The sequence below is a fragment of the Ruminiclostridium herbifermentans genome (genome assembly GCF_005473905.2).
GTDB classification, from domain to species: domain Bacteria; phylum Bacillota; class Clostridia; order Acetivibrionales; family DSM-1351; genus Ruminiclostridium; species Ruminiclostridium herbifermentans.
The window spans coordinates 1,203,705-1,226,346 of the sequence record NZ_CP061336.1; the positions used below are offsets into that span (position 1 = coordinate 1,203,705).

Below are 22,642 nucleotides of genomic sequence, written 5' to 3' on the forward strand. Positions count from 1 at the left end.
TATTCTTGTTTAATACAAATACACTTAAAAAATGAATTATTTTTGTGCCCAAAGTGGGCGTAGGAGGTTAATATGATAGTAACACCAAAATTTCGTGGATTTATTTGTACAACTTCACATCCTGTAGGCTGTGAATATAATGTAAGGCAACAAGTGGAGTATGTAAAAAATCAAAAAAAGATTAATGGTGCAAAAAAAGTGTTGGTAATTGGGGCTTCAACAGGCTATGGACTTTCATCTAGGATAGCAGCAGCATTTGGTTGTGGTGCTGCAACTATTGGTTTGTTTTTTGAAAAGCCTGCTTCAGGTAACAGAACAGCATCAGCTGGTTGGTACAATTCAGCTGCTTTTGAGAAAATTGCAAAAGAAGAGGGGCTTTATGCAAAAAGTATAAATGGTGATGCTTTTTCAAATGAAATTAAGCAGCAAACCATAGAACTAATTAAAAAAGACCTCGGTAAAGTTGATATGGTTATTTACAGTTTGGCTTCACCAAGAAGAACACATCCGGATACTGGTGAAGTATTTAATTCAGTTCTAAAACCGATAGGTTCGGCATTTACTTCTAAAACAGTAGATTTTCATACAGGAAAGGTTGAAAACATAACTATAGAGCCTGCAAATGATGATGAAATAAGACAAACTATTGCTGTTATGGGTGGAGAAGATTGGTCAATGTGGATGGATGCACTTAAAAAGGCTGATGTACTTGAAAATAATGTTATAACTTTAGCGTATTCATATGTAGGACCTGAAGTGACACACGCTGTATATAGAGAGGGAACCATTGGAAAGGCAAAAGATGATCTAGAAGCTACTGCGTATCAAATTACAGACAAGCTTAAGGATATTGGCGGCAAAGCTTATGTATCAATAAACAAAGCTGTTGTTACACAAGCAAGTGCTGCTATACCTGTTATATCTCTTTATGTAAGTCTACTATTTAAAGTAATGAAGAATAAAAATGTCCATGAGGGTTGTATAGAACAAATGTACCGCATGTTTGAGGATAGACTGTATTCAGGTGATCTGAAGCTGGACAGCAAGGGCAGAATTTGTATGGATGATTGGGAAATGGACGATGACATTCAAGTAGAAGTATCAAAACTGTGGAATGAAGCTAATAGTGATAATATAGCTGATATATCTGATGTTGAAGGGTACAGAGCTGAGTTTTTTAAACTTTTCGGTTTTGGATTTGATGCTATTGACTATAGTGCAGATGTGGATATAAATGTAATGATTGATAGTATTAATTAAATATTGATTTATAAATTAATAAAATATTTATAAGCTAGATTAAGTGATTTGTTGTAAAAATCATTAATTTAGCTTTTTTTTGTTCCGATAAATTAAAATATGTAAATTAAGGAGGTGAAAGTAAATATATGTAGAATAATGAGATAATAGTATAATATATGAAAAGAAAAATTTGACAACACAATACATAATTTTATTATACTAAATTAACAAGTATGGAGGAATGACATATGAGTTATGAAACGGAGTACTCTCAATTTGTAGAATCAAAACAGCCATTAGCTTCATTGCAGGAAGAGGACTTTAAAATTTACAGTAATTGCGGAACAGTATACAATAGCCTAAATCATTTAGTAGACCAAAGTAGTATAGATTATTTTGAAGTTCAGTATGGTGAAGAACCATTGCAAAATCTTGATATTCGTAGATTAAAGACTAATGCCCAGAAGCAAAGACCAGTAGTACTGTTTATACATGGAGGGGGTTGGAACGCTGAAGATAAAAATAGCTGTATATATAGTGGAGCACTGAGCTGGGTAAAAAAAGATTATGTAGTTGTAGCAATTAATTATAGACTCTCACCTAATGTTATCCACCCATTACAGGTAGAAGATTGCGCCAAAGGGCTTAAATGGCTTATTGATAATATTAAGGATTTCGGTGGTAACCCAGATGAAATATGTGTAATTGGGCATTCAGCTGGTGCACACTTAGCAGCGCTTCTTGTGTCTGGAGAAAAATGGCATAAAAAATTTGAAATTGATATAAACAAAGTAAAATGTTGGATACCAGTGAGTGGTGTATATGACCTTAGCTTGCCTGAGAACTACTTACATCCTATTATAAAAGCATCAATAGATACAATGCTTGGTGATGCTGATATAAATGATTGCTCACCTATCAAACATATTACAGGAAAAGAACCTCCTTGCTTAATATTACATGGTGGAGATGATTGGCTTGTTCCATCAACAAACTCATTAAAGCTATATGAAATGCTTATAGAAAAGGGAACTGATAAGGTTAAATACATAAAAGTCCCTGGATATTGGCACTTTAACATGATGCTGGGATATGATATAGAAGGTCATAAGGTAGCAGAGATAATTAATGATTATCTTGAGGAAATGCTATCTGATTAAAGTCAGAAATGGCTCACTCTTCGTGATGTTATATATTGGACGATATTCATATTGCTTTTTAGGTAAATTTGGCTTTTAAGGAATTTAAAATGCAGTTTGGTTAAATTTGATATAGGTTTCTATGTTAAATTACAATAACACTATCGAAAAACATTTATGTATTTAATGCTTGAAGAAGTAACATGTCGTACAAAATTGTTTTGAGATAGCCTTCAAACTCAAACTATCCGCAGATATTATAAGATATTTAGCTGATAGAATTCTATAAAAGAGAAATATTAATTCGGCTTTATGTAGAAATAAAGTGTAATAGGGAAAAATAACTAAAATAATGTATTTTTAAACGAATTAATAAGGCTTAATATGACAACTGATATTAAATTTATAAAAAGTTTAAAAAAAATATAATCATGGAAGGAATTAGTAAACAAATGTAGAATAATGAAATATTGACTATAATAGGTGAACACTATAATGTTTAGTAAATAATTAATATTCTGAAATATTATTCCTATTAATATGCAATAACTAAATATTTAATAAAATAAACTAAAAGGAGTGACTCACTTAATGCCAGAAGATTTAAACAGTCTATTTACGAAGAATTTGTTGAACTATCAGAAGCAGCTTAGTGATGCAATAGCGTTTTATTGTACTGTTGGTGGTTTTGCTGGAGTAGGTTTTTACGCAGTTATGAAAATTATGGGTATAATGCCTATATTTGAATGGATGAATTTACTCTATTTTTCTGTGCCAGTAATCTTTAATGTCACACTTATGTTTATATCTAATCAAATTTTAAAAAAGAAGGATATAAAGACATATGTAAGTGTTTACAAATACATAATTGTAACTGTTGGTTGTATTAATTATATTGCAGTATCATTCTTGGTTCCATATAGAGATACTTGGGGAATAATTATCTTAATATTCTTCATTTCATCCTTCTATCTTGAAATGGGAGTTGCAATATTTGGTGCGCTATTTGGAACAGCAATAAGTGTTATTTCATTCTATATTAATGCATGCCCAGAAGTACTAAGCACTTCACTTGGAGATTTAACAACAAGGCTGCAGATTTTAAGCTTTGGAGGAGTTTTTACTGTAATAAGTGCTCGAATGGGAAGAAACTTACTTTATAAATCTTGTCAGAACGAATTCAATGTAAGCAAGTCACTAAATGACTTGCAGTTGATGGTATCAAAAATTAAGGATGTATCTAATACTCTTTCACAATCAAGCGAATTAATTACACAACTGGCATCTCAACAACAAGAAGCAGCAGAAATAACAGCTGTCAATACATCAGATATTCTTTCAGGTGCAGTAAATACTTCTGAAAGTGTTAAGGAAGCTACGGAACTTATTTCACAGCTTGTTCAAGGAACGAAGCTTATGAAAGAAAATACAATTAGCGTTATAAATAATTCTGAAGAACTTAAAGAAATTGCTGGAAAAGGACGGAATTCCATTGATGATGCAGTTGCAAAAATAATGAAAATTAAAGAAAGTGCCACTGCAACTTATGCAAGTGCAAAAGAACTTGATGTAAAGGCCCAGAAGATTGATAAAATAGTAGCTTGTATTCAAGGAATTTCAAAACAGACAAATTTACTGTCATTAAATGCTACAATTGAGGCTGCAAGGGCTGGTGAGTACGGGAAAGGTTTTGCTGTTGTTGCAGGAGAAATAGGAAAACTTGCTGAGCAAAGCCAAAGGTCTTTGGATGATATAACAAAAAACCTAAAAGATATATTCCAGCATGAAAACAAAGTAGATGATTTGGTGACAAATGTAGATGAAGGTGTTGAAATTATCAATAAATCGAGAGAATACTATCAAAGTATTATTGATGCACTAAGTACTACAATTGTATCATTATTAAATATACAAGATGTATCAGAACAACAACTTTCACATACTGAGATAATCAATAGTTTTATAGTTGAGGTAAAAAATGCAGCAATGATGACTACTCAAAGCATAGAAGCTACAACTGCTTCAACTGAAGAAGCTTTTGCTTCAAGTGAGGAGTTATTTACATCTGCTCGTGCACTTAATGATATTGCAAAAGAGATAAACGAAATGATACTTAAAATTTAAGGAATGGAGGTAGTGAAATATGAGTTATGCAGAAGAATATCCACAATTTGTAGATTCAAAGGAACCTTTAAATTCTTTACAAGAAAAGGATTGGGCAATCTATGGACAGTGCTCTGCTACTTATACTTTTTTGTATGCATTGCCAGATCCTAATAGAAAGGATTATTTCGCTAAGCCATATGGGGACGATCCATTACAAAGACTTGATATTCATCGTTTAAGAAAACCAAATAATAAAAAAAGACCAGTTATCTTCTTTATTCATGGTGGCGGATGGACTACTGAGGATAAAAGTAATACTAGATTTTATGCGCTAGAATGGATAAAAAGAGGTTATGCAGTTGTATCAGTTAATTACAGATTGGCACCGAATATAAAACATCCGTATCAAATAGATGATTGTGCACTTGCTTTAAAATGGGTGATTGACAATATTGAAGATTATGGTGGTGATCCAGAGGAAATAGCTATAATTGGACATTCAGCTGGTGCACACCTGACGGCACTTCTTGTTTCTGACAGAAAGTGGCACGATAAATATGATATTGATATCAAAAAAGTTAAATGTTGGATACCTGTTAGTGGTATATATGATTTTAGTTTAAGAGAAAATTATTTTCATCCTCTTATAGAATCTTCAATTTTGGCAATGTTAAATGATGAAGATAAGAAAGACTGCTCACCAATTTCTCATATTACTGGAAAAGAGCCGCCTTGCTTAATATTACATGGCGGAGATGATTGGCTTGTTCCGAGAAGTAACTCAATAAATTTATATAATAAGCTAATCCAAAAAGGTGCTAAAAATGCACGTTTAGAAATAGTAAAAGGATATTGGCATTGTAATATGATGTTAGGATATGATAAAGAGGGGCATAAACCTGCAGAGATTATTAATGAGTATCTTGCAGAGACATTTGCTGGTAAAATGTGATATTTAGATGTTTAATTTATTGAATAAATAAAAACCTGTATTTAGTAGATTGGTTTATAAGTATTTACTAATACAGGTTTTTTTGATATTCGATTAATAACAAGGGAAATAGGAATATTGATAAGCTTATCATGAGTTTTTCATGTCTATTTATCTTGTGTCTGTTGTTAAAATAAGCTTGATTAAGCAGCGATTTTTGATTTTTCTTCTGCAACAGCAGCAGCTTGTAATGAATTGAGATGGTCAATAACTATTTGGTTAAACTCTTTAGCTTTTTGGAATATAAATACATGCCCTGCATCTTTAATAATTTTCAATGTACTATTTATATACTTATCCTGTAATGCAATTGCATCTTTTAGATAGCAGAAATCCTTATCTCCAGCAACAATTAGAGTAGGAATATTTGACTCTGTGAGATAATAATAATGATCTCCATCAAGAGCTATCCTAAACCATTTATGGAATTCTGAATCAGGCATTTTTAGGGTTTCTCTAATAAAGAACTCTCTTGATTTTTCATGTGCTTTTCCAGGTAGCATTAAATTACCCATAATTTTTAAATATGTATTCTTACTTAATACTTTCAGTAATATTTTCTCTGAAAGGAAGTTTGATATCATAGATACATAGTTTGGCTTAGTTACAGGACTTGCAAATATGAGGGAAATTATCCTCTCAGGGAACATTTGTGAAAAGTATTGCTCTACAATAGAACCAAGAGATAATCCTAGTATATGAGCTTTTTCAATTTTAAGCATATCCATAAGTACTCTTATATAATTTGCCATAATTGGTCCACAGTACTTATCGCTTTTACGAATAGATGAATTCCCATGTCCCAAAAGATCAACGCTAAGCACTTTATAATGTTTGTTAAAATCTTCAAACTGATACTTCCAACATCTGGTGGATCCTGCCATGCCATGAATTAAAACTAACCATTCTCCATTAGGGTTACCTGAAATTTCATAATACATTTTTGAACCACAAATTTCTGCATAGTCTTCTACTGGCAATTCATTTGTAGAATCTGACTTTGCAAAACTTCTTAAGTTGTTAATCATTTTGATTCCTCCTTTTTTTATTTTTTAAAAGTCATACAATTGAAGTGAGAGAACTTATTTACTTTTTTTTACTTAAGTAAATAAATGTTGATAATACATACCAATTCAATTCATACTATAATTATACATCAAATCTATAATTAGTCAATTCGTATTTGACAAAAATTATAAAATAACGATAAAAAACACCATTTATATACTGTAAAAATTTATAATAATACAAAAATCGACAGCGCATATATAGAGGATTAGACTTCAAATATTAGAATGAATTGGTATGTAATAAAAATATGTGAAAAGATGGCTAGAATATATGCTTCTAAGCAATACTAATTTATTGCATTTTTTCGTCAACAAATTACTGATAAGATGTTTTTTATATGGTAAAGCTGAGTAAGCAGTAAAACAATTCTATTATTCATTAAGGGGATTAATAATAAAATGAGCAGAGTAATTTTTATAACTCTGCTCACTGAAATTAATTTGATATTTATTTTAAATGGGTTGGGCTAATTTGAACTTAGAGTGTAGGTAAGCTAATTATTGTTTATTGCTTATATGTGAGTACAACTTTAATAAATAGGATAATTAGTTAAAGATATTTGTTTAAACTTATAGTAGAAGAATAGTTAACTTTACCGCAAAATCTATACGATGTAGGCTTTAGTGTAACAATGAATATGGATGTATATTGTGGAAGGGTGGTATTATACTATAATCAAAAACTAATTGAAATACTAATTAAAAATATATTTTGAATAGCTCATTTATAAAAGTTGTACGATTATCATGTGTGCACAATGTATTATTTAATAAACATTTTTGTGCTGTTTTTTTGCTTGTTGATATAATCAATTACAATTGAATTAAATTCTTCAGGTTTTTGAAATATGAGAACATGACCTGCATTTTTTATAACTATAAAGTCGCTATTCGTATACTTTTCTTTAAGTGCAACCGCATCATCGTAAAAACAAAAGTCATTTTCACCAACAATGATTAGAGAAGGAATACTGCAATTTGACGTATAAAAATAATGATCACCTTTTACCGTTACCTTCCACCATTTAATAAATTCTTCATTACTCATTTTAGAAGTTTCACTAAGAAAGAACTTCCGAGATTTTTCATGAATTTTTCCAGGAAGCATCAGGTAAGCCATTATATCTAAATATGTGTTTTTACTAAATAATTTTAAAAATATTTTATCTGCAAAGCTGTTCATAATATATGAAAGATAGTTTGGTTTACAAATTGGACTTGTAAATACATTAGAAATTACCCTTTCAGGAAACATTTCACAAAAGTATTGTTGTATAATGGTACCTAGAGAAAGACCCAAAATATGAGTTTTATCAATGTTCAATTCATCTAGTAAGATTCGAATATGGTTTGCAATAATTTCTCCACTATAGCGTGCTGTTCCTAAAGTACCGGAGTTTCCATGTCCAGCAAGGTCAATATTTAATATTTTGAAATGAGCATTTAAATCATTTATTTGATATTTCCAGCACCTTGTAGAACCCGCTATTCCGTGTAGTAATAATAACCATTCTCCTTTATTGTTACCGGATATTTCATAATAAAGGTTGTATCCACAGCTATTTGAAAACATATTAGCACCGCTCCTTTCAATTGCGTTCAGGGCACAAAAATTATTAATATAATTGGAATAATATTTTGTCAAAGTAGATTATGGATTATTCTGACCAAAAAAGTACTATGTTCTAACTAAAGGATTACTTAAAGAACTAAAGCTATTCGAAGAATTATTATCCTCATTTGATAGATCTATTTACAATACTTTAGTAATTTTGGTCTCGAAACTGTACTAATTAACTACAAGTGTTGTACAAAAAGCAGTTTTCAAAGGCATGCTTCATTTTTGCGAGTATTCCACTTTGACTGTAAAAATAGATATTATTTTATAAACAATAGAAGCTACTACCTCATATCTATCTAGAATTGATACTAAGGTGATAACTGCTTCTATAAAATTAGATTATTTAAAAGCATAAAAGTTCCCATAATTATACAAATTATTTTTAAACTATTACATTTTGTAGCAAAAGCTTAATTTTTGCTTTGCTTCTGCTTATTCTAGATTTGATTGTTCCTTCTTTCATATTGAATTTTTGCGCTATTTCTTTATAACTCATATAGTCAAAATAATAAGCAAAAAGGATGTCTCTGCTACAGGGATCAAGAATATTGCTGATTTTTTCTTTTAAATATTTTTCAAAATCATTGTTAATGCATATTTTTTCGGGAAGAATAAAATCGGGATGGAAACTTGAAAGATAATTGTATTGGACATTGTCATAGATTCCGCAGTCCATTAAAACCTCTCTTTTCTTTTTATTATACTTCTCCAGAGCCTTATTACGAGTAATTGTACATAACCAGTATGAAAGCTTATCTGTATCTTTTAGCTGAGTTAAGTTCTCTGCAGCTTTTATAAATGCATCATGTACAACATCTTCCGCATCACAATGGTTTCTCAATATTCTGTATGCAACATTAAAAAGTTTGTCTTCCATAACTAGAAATTCATTCTCAAAATTAGTAATATTAGACTCATTGATCATAGGCTTAGCTACTCCAGTAATTGTATTTATATGAATGATGATTTAACTTGTAGAATTGTTCCGTATATTTACAATTAATGTATATATTTGTATTTATAATTGGTGCAGCAAATATAGAATTTTGGAAATAATAACAAATTTTGTAAAATTCAATTGAACTTTTGTGTATTTTTGATGTAGGTTATTCTCAAAACAATAAGAAGATAGTAAAATTGATTGTTATATTATTTAAGATGTAGGAATGCAGAACGCATTTTGATATCTATAATAATTCACATCATTTCTAATGATATTATCTTAATAAATGTTTTGAGTTTTTTGTTAATTTACTCACAAACTATTGAAATAACATGAAAAAAGAGGTAAAATTACTTTGGTTATTTCGGTAGAAATGTGGATAATATACGAATATTAAATACATTTTTCTAATTTAGAATCAATTAAATAAATAAAACATATAGGAGCGTGAAGTTAATGAATAAGAAGACAATAGAAGACATTGACGTTGCAGGTAAAAAGGTAATAGTTAGAGTTGACTTTAATGTACCATTAGATGCAAATGGAAAAATTACTGATGATAAGAGAATTGTTGGTGCACTTCCTACTATTAAGTATCTTGTTGATAAGGGAGCAAAAACTATACTTGTTTCACACTTAGGAAGACCAAAGGATGGATTTGAAGATAAATTCAGCATGAAGCCTACTGCTGTTAGACTTGGCGAGTTACTTGGCAAGAATGTTATAATGGCAAAGGATGTAATAGGTGAAGATGCTAAAGCTAAAGCAGCTGCTTTACAATCCGGTGAAGTACTTATGCTTGAGAATGTAAGATTCCACAAAGAAGAAACTAAAAATAATCCTGATTTTGCAAAAGAACTTGCAAGCATGGCAGAAATATTTGTAAATGATGCATTTGGTACAGCTCATAGAGCACATGCTTCTACTGCAGGATTGGCAGATTATTTACCAGCAGTTTGCGGATTCCTTATAAAGAAAGAAATTGAAATAATGGGTAAAGCTTTAGCAAATCCAGCTAGACCTTTTGTTGCTATACTAGGTGGTGCAAAGGTATCTGATAAGATTGCAGTTATAGAAAACTTAATTGACAAGGTTGACACATTGATTATTGGTGGAGGTATGGCTTATACTTTCCTAAAGGCAAAAGGATATAACATAGGAACTTCAATCTGTGAGGAAGATAAGGTTGAATTAGCAAAGAACTTGATGGAAAAAGCAGCAGCAAAGGGTGTTAGTTTATTACTTCCTAGCGATAATGCAGTTGCTAAAGAATTTAATAATGATTCAGAAAAGCAAATCGTTGCATCAAATGCTATGCCAGATGGTTGGATGGGAATGGATATCGGACCTGTTACTATCGAAAAATATGCTTCTGCTATTAAGGATGCAAAGACAGTTATTTGGAACGGACCTATGGGAGTTTTTGAGTTCGCTAACTTTGCAACAGGAACAAAAGAAGTTGCAAAGGCACTTGCTGAATCAGGTGCAATTTCTATAGTTGGTGGCGGAGATTCAGCAGCAGCAGTTGAGCAATTAGGCTTTGCTGATAAGATTACACATATTTCAACTGGTGGTGGAGCTTCATTAGAGTACTTAGAAGGTAAAATTCTTCCAGGTATAGATGTTCTTATGAACAAATAATTTAATTTATTTAAATAGATTATAAAAGAGTTGTAATGTGGATAAGACTTTATAATAAGCAATTTATTCTGCTATGCAGAGGCTTATCTTTGTGAAATACCAAATTTTTGTGCCCTAGAGGGTGTTGGAGGATAATATGAGTAATAGAAGAACTATTGCAGCAGGTAACTGGAAAATGAACAAAACTGCTTCAGAAGCAGTTGAATTTGTAAATGCATTAAAAGAAAAAGTTGCAGATACTGCATCAGAGGTTGTTGTAGGTGTTCCATTTGTATGCTTGCCAGGAGTTGTTGCGGCAGCAAAGGGATCAAATATAAAGGTTGCAGCTCAGAATGTGCACTGGGAAGAAAGCGGAGCTTTCACAGGTGAAGTTTCAGCCCCAATGCTTGCTGATTTAGGTGTTGATTATGTAATAATTGGACACTCAGAGAGAAGAGAATATTTTGGAGAAACTAATGAGACAGTTAATAAAAAGGCTCACGCTATATTTAAGCATGGAATGACTCCTATCATTTGCTGTGGAGAGACATTGACTCAAAGAGAACAAGGTGTTACAGCTGACCATGTAAGATATCAGATAAAAGTTGCTTTACTTGGCCTTTCAGCTGAACAAGTTAAGCAGGTTGTAATAGCATATGAGCCAATCTGGGCTATTGGAACAGGTAAAACTGCTACTAATGAGCAAGCAAATGAAGTTTGTGCAATTATCAGAAATACAATTAAAGAACTTTACGGAGAAGACGTTTCAAATGCTACTAGAATTCAGTACGGTGGAAGTGTTAATGCTAAAAATGCTGCTGAATTATTCGCTATGTCAGATATCGATGGTGGATTAGTAGGTGGAGCAAGTCTTAAGATTGATGATTTCACAATCATAGCTAAAGCTTAAGAATAAGTATTTTAGAGTTTATTTTTTCTTAGAAATATGTTTTTGATAGAAAATTTTCGAAATTTTTTATTGTTGTAAAATTTCTATCTATAAAATAATCATGAATATATTGACCCTCCGGCAGGCTCTGGGGGGTCGACTTGTATAAGTTGCAAGTCTGTTTATAGGAGATAAATGTCAAATATGAAGGAGAAGACTATATGGAAAAGAAATTAGTAACATTAATGATTCTTGATGGCTACGGATATAATCCTAAAGTAGAAGGTAATGCTATTGCCGCAGCAAACAAGCCAAATCTGGATAGCTATATGACAAAATACCCTAATACTATAGTTCACACAAGTGGTATGAATGTAGGACTTCCAGATGGACAAATGGGAAATTCAGAAGTAGGGCATACAAATATTGGTGCTGGTAGAATAGTTTATCAAGAATTAACAAGAATAACTAAGTCAATTATGGATGGCGATTTCTATGTAAAAGAAGAATTCTTAGAGGCGGTAGAAAACTGTAAAGCAAATAATTCAAAGCTTCATTTATTCGGCCTTTTATCTGATGGAGGCGTACACAGCCACAATACTCATTTATACGCATTAGTTGAGATGGCAAAAAGAAATGGCCTTAAGGATGTATTTGTGCACTGTTTTTATGATGGCAGAGATGTTCCGCCAGATAGTTCTAAAGTATATACTGAAGAGTTAGAAGCTAAGCTTTCCGAAATTGGAGTTGGAAAGATTGCTTCTGTAATGGGTAGATATTATGCTATGGATAGAGACAACCGTTGGGAAAGAGTTAAGCTTGCTTATGATGCTATGGTTAATGGAGTTGGATTAACTGCAAATTCTGCTGTAGAGGCTGTAGAAGCGTCCTTTGCTCGTGAGGAATATGACGAGTTTGTTAAGCCAACTGTTATTTTAGAGGATGGAAAGCCAGTTGCTACAATTGGTGCAAACGATTCAGTTATTTTCTTTAATTTCAGACCTGATAGAGCAAGAGAAATAACAAGAACTTTTGTAGATCCTGAGTTTAAAGGATTTGAAAGAGAAAAGGGCTTATTCCCACTACATTTTATTTGTATGACTCAATATGATAAGTCAATGCCTAATGTATCGGTTGCATTTAAGCCACAAACTTTGGATAACACTTTTGGAGAGTATATTAGCAGACTTGGGTATAGGCAGCTGCGTATTGCAGAAACTGAAAAATATGCACATGTAACATTCTTCTTTAATGGCGGTGTTGAAGCTCAGTATGAAGGTGAAGATAGAGCGCTTATTCCTTCACCAAAGGTTGCAACTTATGACTTAAAGCCTGAGATGAGTGCTTATGAGGTTGCTGAAGAGGCTGTAAAAAGAATTAACTCGAAGCAATATGATGTAATTATACTCAACTTTGCAAACTGCGATATGGTTGGTCACACAGGTGTATTTGAAGCAGCTAAGGCAGCTGTAGAGGCTGTGGATGAGTGTGTGGGCAAGGTAGTTGATGCAGTTACTGCTCAGGGAGGCGTTGTGCTAATAACAGCAGACCATGGAAACGCAGAGCAAATGCTAGACTACGAAAATGGTGGAGCCTTTACTGCACATACTACAAATGTAGTTCCATTGATTGGAATAGGTATAGGTGATGCTAAGCTAAAAGAAGGCAAACTTGCAGATTTGACTCCAACAATATTGGATATAATGGGTGTGGAAAAACCAGCAGAAATGACTGGAGAATCACTATTAGTTAAGTAATTAATTAACTTTTGCACGTAAAATTCTTTCGGTGCAGGAGAATATTTAAAGGTTTATTACTGAAACAATGGCATGAATTAGTGGTTCTATGTCAATAGTTGAGGTAAAACTGTAAATTGCAAATAATAGCATGAATTAGTTGGCGATAGTTTACAACTAGTTCATGCTTTTATTTATTTTAATTTTCATTGATGACGTACAGAAGAACTAAAAGCAGAAACGCAGAATCGTGTTTATATTTATTACAATGTTTATTGCTTACTCTAACAGATCTTGAATTGAACTTATTATTTTTTAGTGAATCACATAAGACAATAGATATTCTAACAGCATTCACCTTAAAAGATTATCATTCAAGTGGACATTAGCAATTTTTATTTGGGAAAATTACAGAATTGGGAACAAAAAATAGGAAATTATATAAAGATTATATAAATAAAATTTTAATGGCTAAAGTGCCTATATATGCCTTTGGACGATATTCTCTTAATAATGGGATATCGTTTTTTATTTCCGCAAAAAAGGAGATAATATTCAAATATAGAAATATATGTAGCATTGATTTAAAGGGGGATAGATAAATGAAAAAACCTTCTAGATTTATTCTGCATGTAAAGCAATTGGCTAGAAAAAACAAGAGATTTGGGAATTTCATTTTCTGTATTTATAATATTTTAAAGTCTTCATATGTCAGAACATTGGTGAATTTCATAATCACTACTGTTTTTTCAATTCAAATGAAATTAGCTGATTTTAATACATATAAAATAAATCAACAGGAATTTTATCAAGATAAATGGCATATACTAATAACATGTGTGTTTATTGTTATATTCAATTGGATAACAATTTTGATAGATAATTATCAGAAATATCAGGACAAATTAATTAAATGTGTGAAAGAAATTGTGAATAGAGAAACAGTAATAAATGATACTATAGGTAAAAAAATATATGAAATAACAAAAAGCATTTCTGTTAAGGCAAACTCTATTCCAATGAAATCTGATTTTCAAAATTATAGTTATCAGGATGTTGCAGCACTTGTATGTCATAACATATATGATGCAATAAAAGCTTCTACTGATAAAGACTCTCACCAGGTTTCATTGATGCAGCGGTTTAAAGAAAAAAGAACAGGAGCAGAATATATAAAAATGATAAGCTATGGAAATGCAAATCAAATAACACCAAGTTTATTTGATAAGCATTTCTATCTTAATGAGGAGCACAATTATTTTCAAGTAAAAATATTTATTGAAAATCAGAATAATATTTTTATTTTGAAAAGTGCTGAAGAGATAAAAAAACATTTAGTATATGGTAAAAGAACAAATGAAATTTTACAGTACATTGCAATTCCTGTTATGTGTGAAAATGAAGGTATTGTGTCCCTATTACAAATAGAAATAAAAGAAAATATGCTAATAGGGAGAACTACGGAAGAGATAAGGGAATTTGTTAAGCCATTTATGGCATACATACATGTACTGACAGTTAGTTATTATCAAGAGCAGTTATTTAAGGTTGTAGCAAAAAAATTTGATATATTAAAAAAGAGTAAGGAAAAAAGAAAAAGTTATATAGAAGGGATGGGCAAATATGAACCACATTATGGGGAAGCTAATACTTATATCGCCCCAAAAGATTAATAATTTTGAATGTACCGAATTAAACTTTATACCTGAAGATACCGATTTTATTCAAGACCATAAGACTTTTGAGAATCGAAGGCAATACTTAATAGATGAATTTGAGAAAGAACTGCATAAATTTAGAAATAATTCAATGAAGGTTATATAACGAGGCAGAAAAGTTCTCCACTTCTATAAGTGGCGAGAATGGCTTTAATTTTCAAACAGCTAGAATATATACTGCCTTGCTTAAGCGCCTGCAATGCAATAGTTCGAAAATAAAGTATGTACCAACAAGATGTATTTTCGAGCTTAATAAAAGCGAAAAATTTCATTTTGGAATTAGGCGTTATAAGTCAAAAAACTCTTAGGCTCTCAGAAAATTTTCTGTAGAGCCTCTTTGTATCTTTATTTCCATATTCACCATCCATGTTTCATGGTGTGCTCAGGGGCTATGCAAAATAAAATAATAAATATTTAACTAGTAGAAAATCTCTTGTGCAGTATAATCTATGGTTTACACTAGAAATTTATAATGAAATAATTGGGGTACAATAAAGGTGCCGTTAAAGATCTTAAGAGGATTGGTGCTGACAATTCTGTGTAGAACTGCTCCAAAGATGCGTTTCTTGGACAGCCCCTCTAGTAAACTTCAAGAAAAATAAAAATAAAATAACTATAAATTGCTATAACTGTATAAAAAAGTTAAAATACTTTTGGAAATTTATTTAAAAATATGGTATAACATAATAAATAAAGAAAACAAAAAAGGGTATAATTACAGTATACAATTGTAATGTAATTCTAAAATATAAATATTGAAGGGAGAAGCATATGAAACAGTATATTGCGATTGAAAGTGTTTTTGCAAGAGAAATACTTGATTCTAGAGGAAATCCAACAGTTGAGGTTGAAGTTATTGCTGAGGGCGGATATATAGGACGCGCTTCAGTTCCATCTGGAGCATCAACTGGTGCATTCGAAGCAATAGAATTAAGAGATGAAAATAACGACAGATATATGGGCAAGGGAGTTGAAACTGCAGTTGGAAATGTAAACAACATAATTGCGCCTGAAGTAGAAGGCATGAATTTGCTTGATCAAGCTGCAATAGACAAGCTGATGATAGAGTTAGACGGCACTCCAAACAAAGAAAGACTAGGTGCAAATGCAATTCTTGGAGTATCACTTGCAGTTGCAAAGGCGGCTGCTGAAGCACTAGGTTTAAGTCTATATCAATATATTGGTGGTACAAATGCCAAGACTCTTCCAGTTCCTATGATGAACATAATTAACGGAGGTAAACACGCTGATAATAGTGTAAACATACAGGAATTTATGATTATGCCTGTTGGTGCTGAAAGTTTTAAGGAAGCACTTAGAATGTGTGCAGAGGTATTCCACAACTTAAAAAAAGTGTTGCAGAGTAAAGGCTTGAGTACAGCTGTAGGAGATGAAGGCGGATTTGCTCCAAATTTAGAAACTGATGAGCAGGCAATAAAAGTTATCCTTGAGGCAATAGAAAAAGCAGGATATAAAGCAGGAGATGATTTCAGAATAGCAATAGATGCTGCTGCTACAGAAATGTATCAAGAGGATGGTTCATATTTCTTCTGGAAATCAAATATTAGAAAATCAAAACAAGAAATGGTTGAATATTGGGAAGACTTAGTTAATAAGTATCCTATTATATCTCTTGAAGATGGAGTGGCAGAAGAGGATTGGGAAGGCTGGAAGTTGCTGACTGAAAGGCTTGGGAAGAAGATTCAGTTGGTTGGTGATGATTTGTTTGTAACAAATACTAGAAGGCTTGAAAAGGGTATAAAAAAGGGTGTTGCAAATTCAATTCTGATTAAGGTAAATCAAATTGGAACATTAACTGAAACCTTAGATGCAATTCAAATGGCAAACAGAGCCGGATATACTGCTGTAACCTCCCATAGATCAGGTGAAACAGAAGATGCAACTATTGCGGATATTGCAGTAGCGACAAACTCCGGACAAATAAAGACAGGTGCGCCTTCAAGAACAGATAGAGTAGCTAAGTATAATCAATTACTTAGAATAGAAGAGGAACTAGGTGAGGTTGCCGAATACCCAGGACTCAAAGCATGGTTTAATCTTAGATAATATATAACCTCATAAAATATAGTATTAGTTAAGTCTATATGTGTTCAAAACAATTAATGGTATGTTGCCAAAATAACTATAAAGTATAGTTGGTTTCTACATGGTGCACTTTTGAGTATCAAACGAACGCAAGCATTTTACTAATTAATGTATTACTTGATCATAGTGTGCCGGGAACTGTTAAAGCAATATTTTCTCTATTCCAATGCCTTATTGCAAGAAATAGTACTAGTGCGAGTTAGAGATAAGTATTGCAAGGGAGTACTATTTAAGCATTCTACTGTTGTGTATACTGTATTGTCAAAGGCTTAATAGTAACAAATTTTTAAATTAAATGAATAAAAAAGGGTTGGATAGGCTTGTTTTTTATTCGCTAATATGCTACAATTTACTAAGTCAATTACAGGTTCACAACGGTAGCTTTTAGGCATTATATTAGTTTTGAACACAGTATAGATCTTAATTATTTTGCTACAAGCAGCTTTAGCTGGGTAGTAATTGACTTTGTATATTTTAGGAGGTGTTTTTGTTGGAAATTGCAAAGTGGATTGTTAATATAGTACACATTATTCTTGCTCTTTCGCTTATTGTTATTGTTTTACTTCAGTCTGGAAAACAAGCTGGTTTGTCTGGTTCTATTGCAGGTGGAGCAGAGACTTTTTTTGGTAAAAATAAAGGTCGTACAATTGATGCATTACTTTCAAAGTACACAGCTGTTGCTGCAATTGCGTTTTTGGGAACTTCAATTGCTCTCTACCTATTGATGAAGTAAAAAGATTTAAGGAGTTTTTAGAAATGTAAGCCCAGGAGTACTTAATGTGCGCTTGGGTTTTTTGTTGTAGAATGTAAGAGCTTATTAATGATATAAAAACTGATACTGGATTCTGATATAGGTAGTCAGTTCAAGGGAGGAAACATTATGACAAGGGATGAAGCTCTCGAAGAATTGAAAATAAGGCTATCAGATAAATATATGCTTCAGCATTCGATAGTTTCCGAGGCAATAATGAGAGAATTTGCGTTGTATTATCATGATGATATAGATACATGGGGAATGGCTGGGTTATTACATGATATAGATTATGAAAGAACAATCAATAACCCGATGCTTCATGGTGTTATTGGAGCTGACATTTTAGAAAATCTTGATGTTGACCCAACCATTGTTTATTGCGTACGTGCACATAATGATTCTCTGGAAATACCAAGAAATAGAAAAATTGATAAGGTTTTGTTTTTGTCAGATCCTATTTCTGATTTGATAATTAAAAGTGCATCAAAACTTCCAAATAAAAAAATATCTGATGTCTATGCAGAAGAAATCTTAAAAATGCTATCTGAACAAGAATTGGTAGGGGATGCAGGCTATGATAAAATGAAGCACCTTGATGAGTTGAGCTTGACCCTTGAGAAGTTTATTGAAATTTCAGTTAAAGCTATGCAGAGAGTTCCTGAAGAATATCTCTATGCTGAATAGAATTAATTTAACTTTGCTATTAAATATATAAAAAGTTACTACATTGTAACTTTTTTTTTGCTTTTTTGTAACCCATTGGCTATTATAATTGTATACAATTGATTTATAATATTTTTTATATTTAGAGTTGGAAATAAAAACTGCATATGCGGGCGTTGGGTAAAATGCGCTAAATTATTCAATACTATGAGCCACTTGCTTTTGCTGTGTATAGCTTAAAATAGTTATTAAAATTATTTCTATCTTTTGCGGCCGCATAATGCTATGATTAAAATAATTCCATATTATTTATATTTAACAAAAGAGACGCAATGGGGGAAAAACTGTGAAAAAATATATAATTTTATTTTTAACTATAATATCTATTATGTGTTTAATTTTAATTTTTTACATAAAAGTCATGGCAGGTTATCAATCAAATGAAGTTCAAGCTCAAATTAATACAAGTTTGCTAGAAAGTTCACAACATACAAGCAGCACTGAGATAATTTATAAATCAGCACCTAATATAACAGATAATGACTTACATATAGCAGACAATACAACAGAACAAAATCCTGCTGCAAACAGCATGGGGACAGATATATTTACAAACACTCCTATAACCTCACTTGTGCATGATAAGCAATTACAGGACAACAAAGAGGAGATAATCAATAATAATAATATGGATCAGGGGAGTTCTTTAAGTGATAATCTGTTATTAGAATCAAGTAAAGATGACAGCATAGCTAAAAATATTGATAGACAAATTGATCCCAAGAAACCTATGGTAGCATTGACTTTTGATGATGGGCCACATTATGAGTATACTAATAAAATATTAGATGCTCTGGAAAAATATAATGGTGCTGCTACATTTTTTGTTTTGGGCAGCAGAGCCGAAAAGAATAAGGACATAATAAAGCGTATTGTTCAAAGTGGCAATCAAGTTGGAAATCATACATATGATCATAAACAATTAACAAAATTGGGAAGTAAAGAAATAATTAATGATTTAACAAAAACCTCAGATATAATTCAAGATATAACTAATATTAGACCAAGCTTACTACGCCCCCCATATGGTAATATAAATGATAACGTAAAATTGTATGCAGATGCACCCCTTATATTGTGGTCCATTGATACACTTGATTGGAAAAGCAGAAACAAGCAGAAGATAGTTAATGCAGCTTTAAAAAAAGTTAAAAATGGGGATATAATATTAATGCATGATATATATAAGGCTACGGCTTTGGCAGCTGAAGTAATTATAAAGGAACTAAGTTCAAGAGGGTATCAGCTAGTTACGATAGATGAGCTTTATGAAGCAAAGGGAATGGAATTATCAAAAGGAAAGGTTTATGCACATGCATATGGAAAAACTAAATAAGTTAATAAGACCATATTAAGCTTTTGAAACGAGACTTTGTAATTTATAATTAATTTCTTCAAATTAAAGTCTTTATGATAACAAACTGAAAAAATTCTCACGTAAAATTTATCGATGAAGGAGAGTTATCAATGGTTTGTAAAAGCTTTCGATTTACTGCCGATAACTAAAAGACTTTGCGAATGGTTTTGGATATAAAATTGAGCATAAACGTATTATTGTATAATTGATGTATGTACGATATAAATTTATGGATATTTCTGGACTGAGAAGTTAAAAGTATAGCTAATTAGAAGGGGATGAAGTTTACACCAATATTTTATTTTTATTGTAAAATATTGGCGTGAGTGTATTTATGGGGAATAAGATACTAATTATAGAGGATGAAGAAAGCATAAGAGGTTTTCTGAAAATAAATTTTAAAAAGCATAATTTTATAGTCAGTGAAGCTGCGTCGGGTGAAGAAGGGCTTGAAAAAGCTAGAATTGAAAAGCCTGATGTTGTATTATTAGATGTTATGCTTCCAGGTATCGATGGGTTCCAAGTGTGTGAAATACTTAGGAAGGAGTTTGCTGATTTGGGAATAATTATGCTTACTGCTAAAGGACAGGATATTGATAAAATTAAAGGTTTACAGAATGGTGCAGACGACTATGTTCTTAAACCTTTTAATACTATGGAATTAATTTTGAGAACAAATTCCTTGTTAAGGAGAATGGCATTAAAGGATTCATCCAATGAGAGAAAGGATACTGTAGATAGTGATGTGTTCCAGCTTGACTTTTATTCTCAACGAGTATATAAGCATGGCAAAGAAATTTTATTGACGCCAAAAGAGTTCTTGTTATTAAAGCTGTTTCTTGAGAATCAAAATAAGGCATTTACACGTGATGAACTTTTAGACAAGGTATGGGGCTATGATTTTTCTGGAGATACAAAGATAGTTGATGTAAATATTCGAAGGCTTAGAAGTAAAATTGAGGATAAAAATTCGCAAACAATGTATATAGAGACTGTTTGGGGTACTGGGTACAGATGGAGAAAGGAAAAGTAAATGTTTTTTAAGACACATGGCAAAGACAATACTTCCCCCAAAAGCATAAGAACCAGATTGCTTGCAAATTTTATAATTGTCATATTTATTAGTGTTTTAATATTTGAAGCACTACTTATTTATTTTACGCATTTTTATTTCTATAATAATGTAGAAAGTATTCTAACAAATCAAATCAAAACCACAGCAGATTTATATTCTCAATATTATTCAAATGTTCCTTTAGAAGTAAATATAGTTGATAATGCAGAAATATTTTGGAAACAAACAAATGCTGAGGTTCAAATAGTGCTGTTTTCAGGAGAGGTTATACTTGACTCAAAGGGTATTATTTATAAGGATTTATTACAAAGCGAGGATTTTAAATCTGCATTAAAAAATGAAAAAGGCGTTTGGATAGGAAGAAATAACAGCGGAGAACGTATAATGGCTGTATCTTATCAATTAAAGTCAGATAGTGGAGGCGTAGGTGTTTTACGATTTTTGACTTCACTAGATGAAATTGATGCAATCATTATGAATATTTCATTAATATTTATATGTATTGGGATTTTTGTTATATTAATTGCCATTGTTATGAGTATTTTATTGGCCCTTAGTATTGTCAGACCCCTTAAGGTTGTAATGGAAGCCGCTGAATTAATGGCTTCTGGCAATTTAGAGGTGAGAATAAAAAAGGACAAAAATGATGAAATAGGCAAGCTAGCAGATACATTAAACTATATGGCCATGGAAATTCAAAATAGAGATAAGGTTAAAAATGACTTTATTTCTATGGTATCTCATGAACTAAGAACTCCGTTAACATCAATAAGAGGGTGGGCGGATACTATTATTGATGATGGTTTTAATGACAGAGAGATTCTTAATGATGGTATAAATATAATTACCAAAGAATGTGACAGACTTACTAAAATGGTTGAAGAACTATTGGACTTTTCTAGATTTATTTCTAATAAGGATGAACTAAAAAAGGAAGAAACTGATATTACACTTATTGTTGATTATATAAGAAAGCAAATGAGCAAAAGGGCAATAAAGGAGAATATTAGCTTTAGCGTTACTTGTGAGAAAGTACCTCCAATTTATTTGGATAGGAATAAAATTAAGCAGGTGCTAATTAATCTTATTGGCAATTCACTACAGTTTACTTCGTCAGGAGGAAGCATAGCGCTTAAAGTATTTGCCGAGAATGACTGGTTAGTTTTTAATGTTGAAGATTCTGGGTGTGGAATTAGCAGCGAAGAACTTCCATTTGTAAAGGAAAAGTTTTTTAAAGGGAAAACAAGTAAGTCACAGACTGGGCTTGGCTTAACAATATGTGATGAAATTATAAAAATGCACAACGGAAGCCTTACTATAAACAGCCAATTAAATGTAGGAACTGTAGTAGAGGTAAGACTGCCCTACAAGCTCGAAAATTAAGTTAGTGCAAACATGGTGAATTTTCGAGCAGAAACAACCCCAAGTGTTTTTTGACTGTAAGTGCAAGTACAAATGATAGTGTGTTTTTGAACTGTAACCGCAAGGTTTTGGATATTTGGATAGTTACAAACAAAGTGCGTTTTCGATTCTTGTATGGGAGGCAATAATC

The 22,642-nt window shown here is 31.8% G+C and carries 17 protein-coding genes; 14 read left to right on the plus strand and 3 right to left on the minus strand.

Going from position 1 to position 22,642, the window contains the following annotated elements; translation table 11 throughout:
- Positions 1 to 72: 72 nt before the first annotated feature.
- The 4 genes from fabV (at position 73) to EHE19_RS05290 (ending at position 5,439) form a co-directional block, all read left to right on the plus strand.
- The gene (gene fabV, locus EHE19_RS05275) at positions 73 to 1,260 is read left to right on the plus strand and encodes an enoyl-ACP reductase FabV (protein WP_137698398.1); all 1,188 of its coding nucleotides are present in this window, start codon (positions 73 to 75) and stop codon (positions 1,258 to 1,260) included.
- Positions 1,261 to 1,490: 230 nt separating this feature from the next.
- Complete coding sequence (locus tag EHE19_RS05280; protein WP_137698399.1) at positions 1,491 to 2,402, plus strand: alpha/beta hydrolase; 912 nt, start codon at positions 1,491 to 1,493, stop codon at positions 2,400 to 2,402.
- Between the two features lie 570 nt (positions 2,403 to 2,972).
- The gene (locus EHE19_RS05285; RefSeq protein WP_137698400.1) at positions 2,973 to 4,505 is read left to right on the plus strand and encodes a methyl-accepting chemotaxis protein; all 1,533 of its coding nucleotides are present in this window, start codon (positions 2,973 to 2,975) and stop codon (positions 4,503 to 4,505) included.
- A gap of 19 nt (positions 4,506 to 4,524) precedes the next feature.
- Entirely contained in the window at positions 4,525 to 5,439 is a 915-nt protein-coding gene (locus EHE19_RS05290; RefSeq protein WP_137698401.1) for an alpha/beta hydrolase, read from the plus strand.
- A 182-nt stretch (positions 5,440 to 5,621) separates the two neighbouring features.
- On the opposite strand, the gene EHE19_RS05295 is transcribed toward EHE19_RS05290, so the two are convergent.
- The 3 genes from EHE19_RS05295 to EHE19_RS05305 form a co-directional block, all read right to left on the minus strand.
- A complete protein-coding gene (locus EHE19_RS05295; RefSeq protein ID WP_137698402.1) occupies positions 5,622 to 6,506 on the minus strand; it encodes an alpha/beta fold hydrolase in 885 nt (294 codons plus the stop codon).
- Between the two features lie 805 nt (positions 6,507 to 7,311).
- Positions 7,312 to 8,121, minus strand: a complete 810-nt coding sequence (locus tag EHE19_RS05300) for an alpha/beta fold hydrolase (RefSeq protein WP_137698403.1) — start codon at positions 8,119 to 8,121, stop codon at positions 7,312 to 7,314.
- Positions 8,122 to 8,551: 430 nt separating this feature from the next.
- Positions 8,552 to 9,094: an RNA polymerase sigma factor gene (locus tag EHE19_RS05305; RefSeq protein ID WP_137698404.1), complete on the minus strand. Its 543-nt coding sequence runs from the start codon at positions 9,092 to 9,094 to the stop codon at positions 8,552 to 8,554.
- Between the two features lie 474 nt (positions 9,095 to 9,568).
- Between EHE19_RS05305 and pgk the strand changes: the two genes are divergently transcribed.
- The 10 genes from pgk (at position 9,569) to EHE19_RS05355 (ending at position 22,473) form a co-directional block, all read left to right on the plus strand.
- The gene (gene pgk / locus EHE19_RS05310) at positions 9,569 to 10,753 is read left to right on the plus strand and encodes a phosphoglycerate kinase (RefSeq protein WP_171003615.1); all 1,185 of its coding nucleotides are present in this window, start codon (positions 9,569 to 9,571) and stop codon (positions 10,751 to 10,753) included.
- A 136-nt stretch (positions 10,754 to 10,889) separates the two neighbouring features.
- Positions 10,890 to 11,642 (plus strand): triose-phosphate isomerase, encoded by a 753-nt coding sequence (gene tpiA, locus EHE19_RS05315; protein ID WP_137698406.1) that lies wholly within the window; start codon positions 10,890 to 10,892, stop codon positions 11,640 to 11,642.
- A gap of 200 nt (positions 11,643 to 11,842) precedes the next feature.
- Positions 11,843 to 13,378: a 2,3-bisphosphoglycerate-independent phosphoglycerate mutase gene (gene gpmI, locus EHE19_RS05320; RefSeq protein ID WP_137698407.1), complete on the plus strand. Its 1,536-nt coding sequence runs from the start codon at positions 11,843 to 11,845 to the stop codon at positions 13,376 to 13,378.
- A gap of 581 nt (positions 13,379 to 13,959) precedes the next feature.
- Positions 13,960 to 15,030 (plus strand): hypothetical protein, encoded by a 1,071-nt coding sequence (locus EHE19_RS05325; RefSeq protein WP_137698408.1) that lies wholly within the window; start codon positions 13,960 to 13,962, stop codon positions 15,028 to 15,030.
- Between the two features lie 816 nt (positions 15,031 to 15,846).
- Complete coding sequence (eno, locus tag EHE19_RS05330; protein WP_137698410.1) at positions 15,847 to 17,142, plus strand: phosphopyruvate hydratase; 1,296 nt, start codon at positions 15,847 to 15,849, stop codon at positions 17,140 to 17,142.
- Positions 17,143 to 17,671: 529 nt separating this feature from the next.
- On the plus strand, positions 17,672 to 17,914 hold the full coding sequence (gene secG, locus EHE19_RS05335) for a preprotein translocase subunit SecG (RefSeq protein WP_137698411.1): 243 nt from the start codon (positions 17,672 to 17,674) through the stop codon (positions 17,912 to 17,914).
- Positions 17,915 to 18,061: 147 nt separating this feature from the next.
- Positions 18,062 to 18,619 (plus strand): HDIG domain-containing metalloprotein, encoded by a 558-nt coding sequence (locus EHE19_RS05340; RefSeq protein WP_137698412.1) that lies wholly within the window; start codon positions 18,062 to 18,064, stop codon positions 18,617 to 18,619.
- Between the two features lie 325 nt (positions 18,620 to 18,944).
- Positions 18,945 to 19,994: a polysaccharide deacetylase family protein gene (locus tag EHE19_RS05345; protein ID WP_244648331.1), complete on the plus strand. Its 1,050-nt coding sequence runs from the start codon at positions 18,945 to 18,947 to the stop codon at positions 19,992 to 19,994.
- Between the two features lie 355 nt (positions 19,995 to 20,349).
- Positions 20,350 to 21,048, plus strand: a complete 699-nt coding sequence (locus tag EHE19_RS05350) for a response regulator transcription factor (RefSeq protein ID WP_137698413.1) — start codon at positions 20,350 to 20,352, stop codon at positions 21,046 to 21,048.
- Positions 21,049 to 22,473: a sensor histidine kinase gene (locus tag EHE19_RS05355; protein ID WP_137698414.1), complete on the plus strand. Its 1,425-nt coding sequence runs from the start codon at positions 21,049 to 21,051 to the stop codon at positions 22,471 to 22,473.
- Positions 22,474 to 22,642 lie beyond the last annotated feature (169 nt).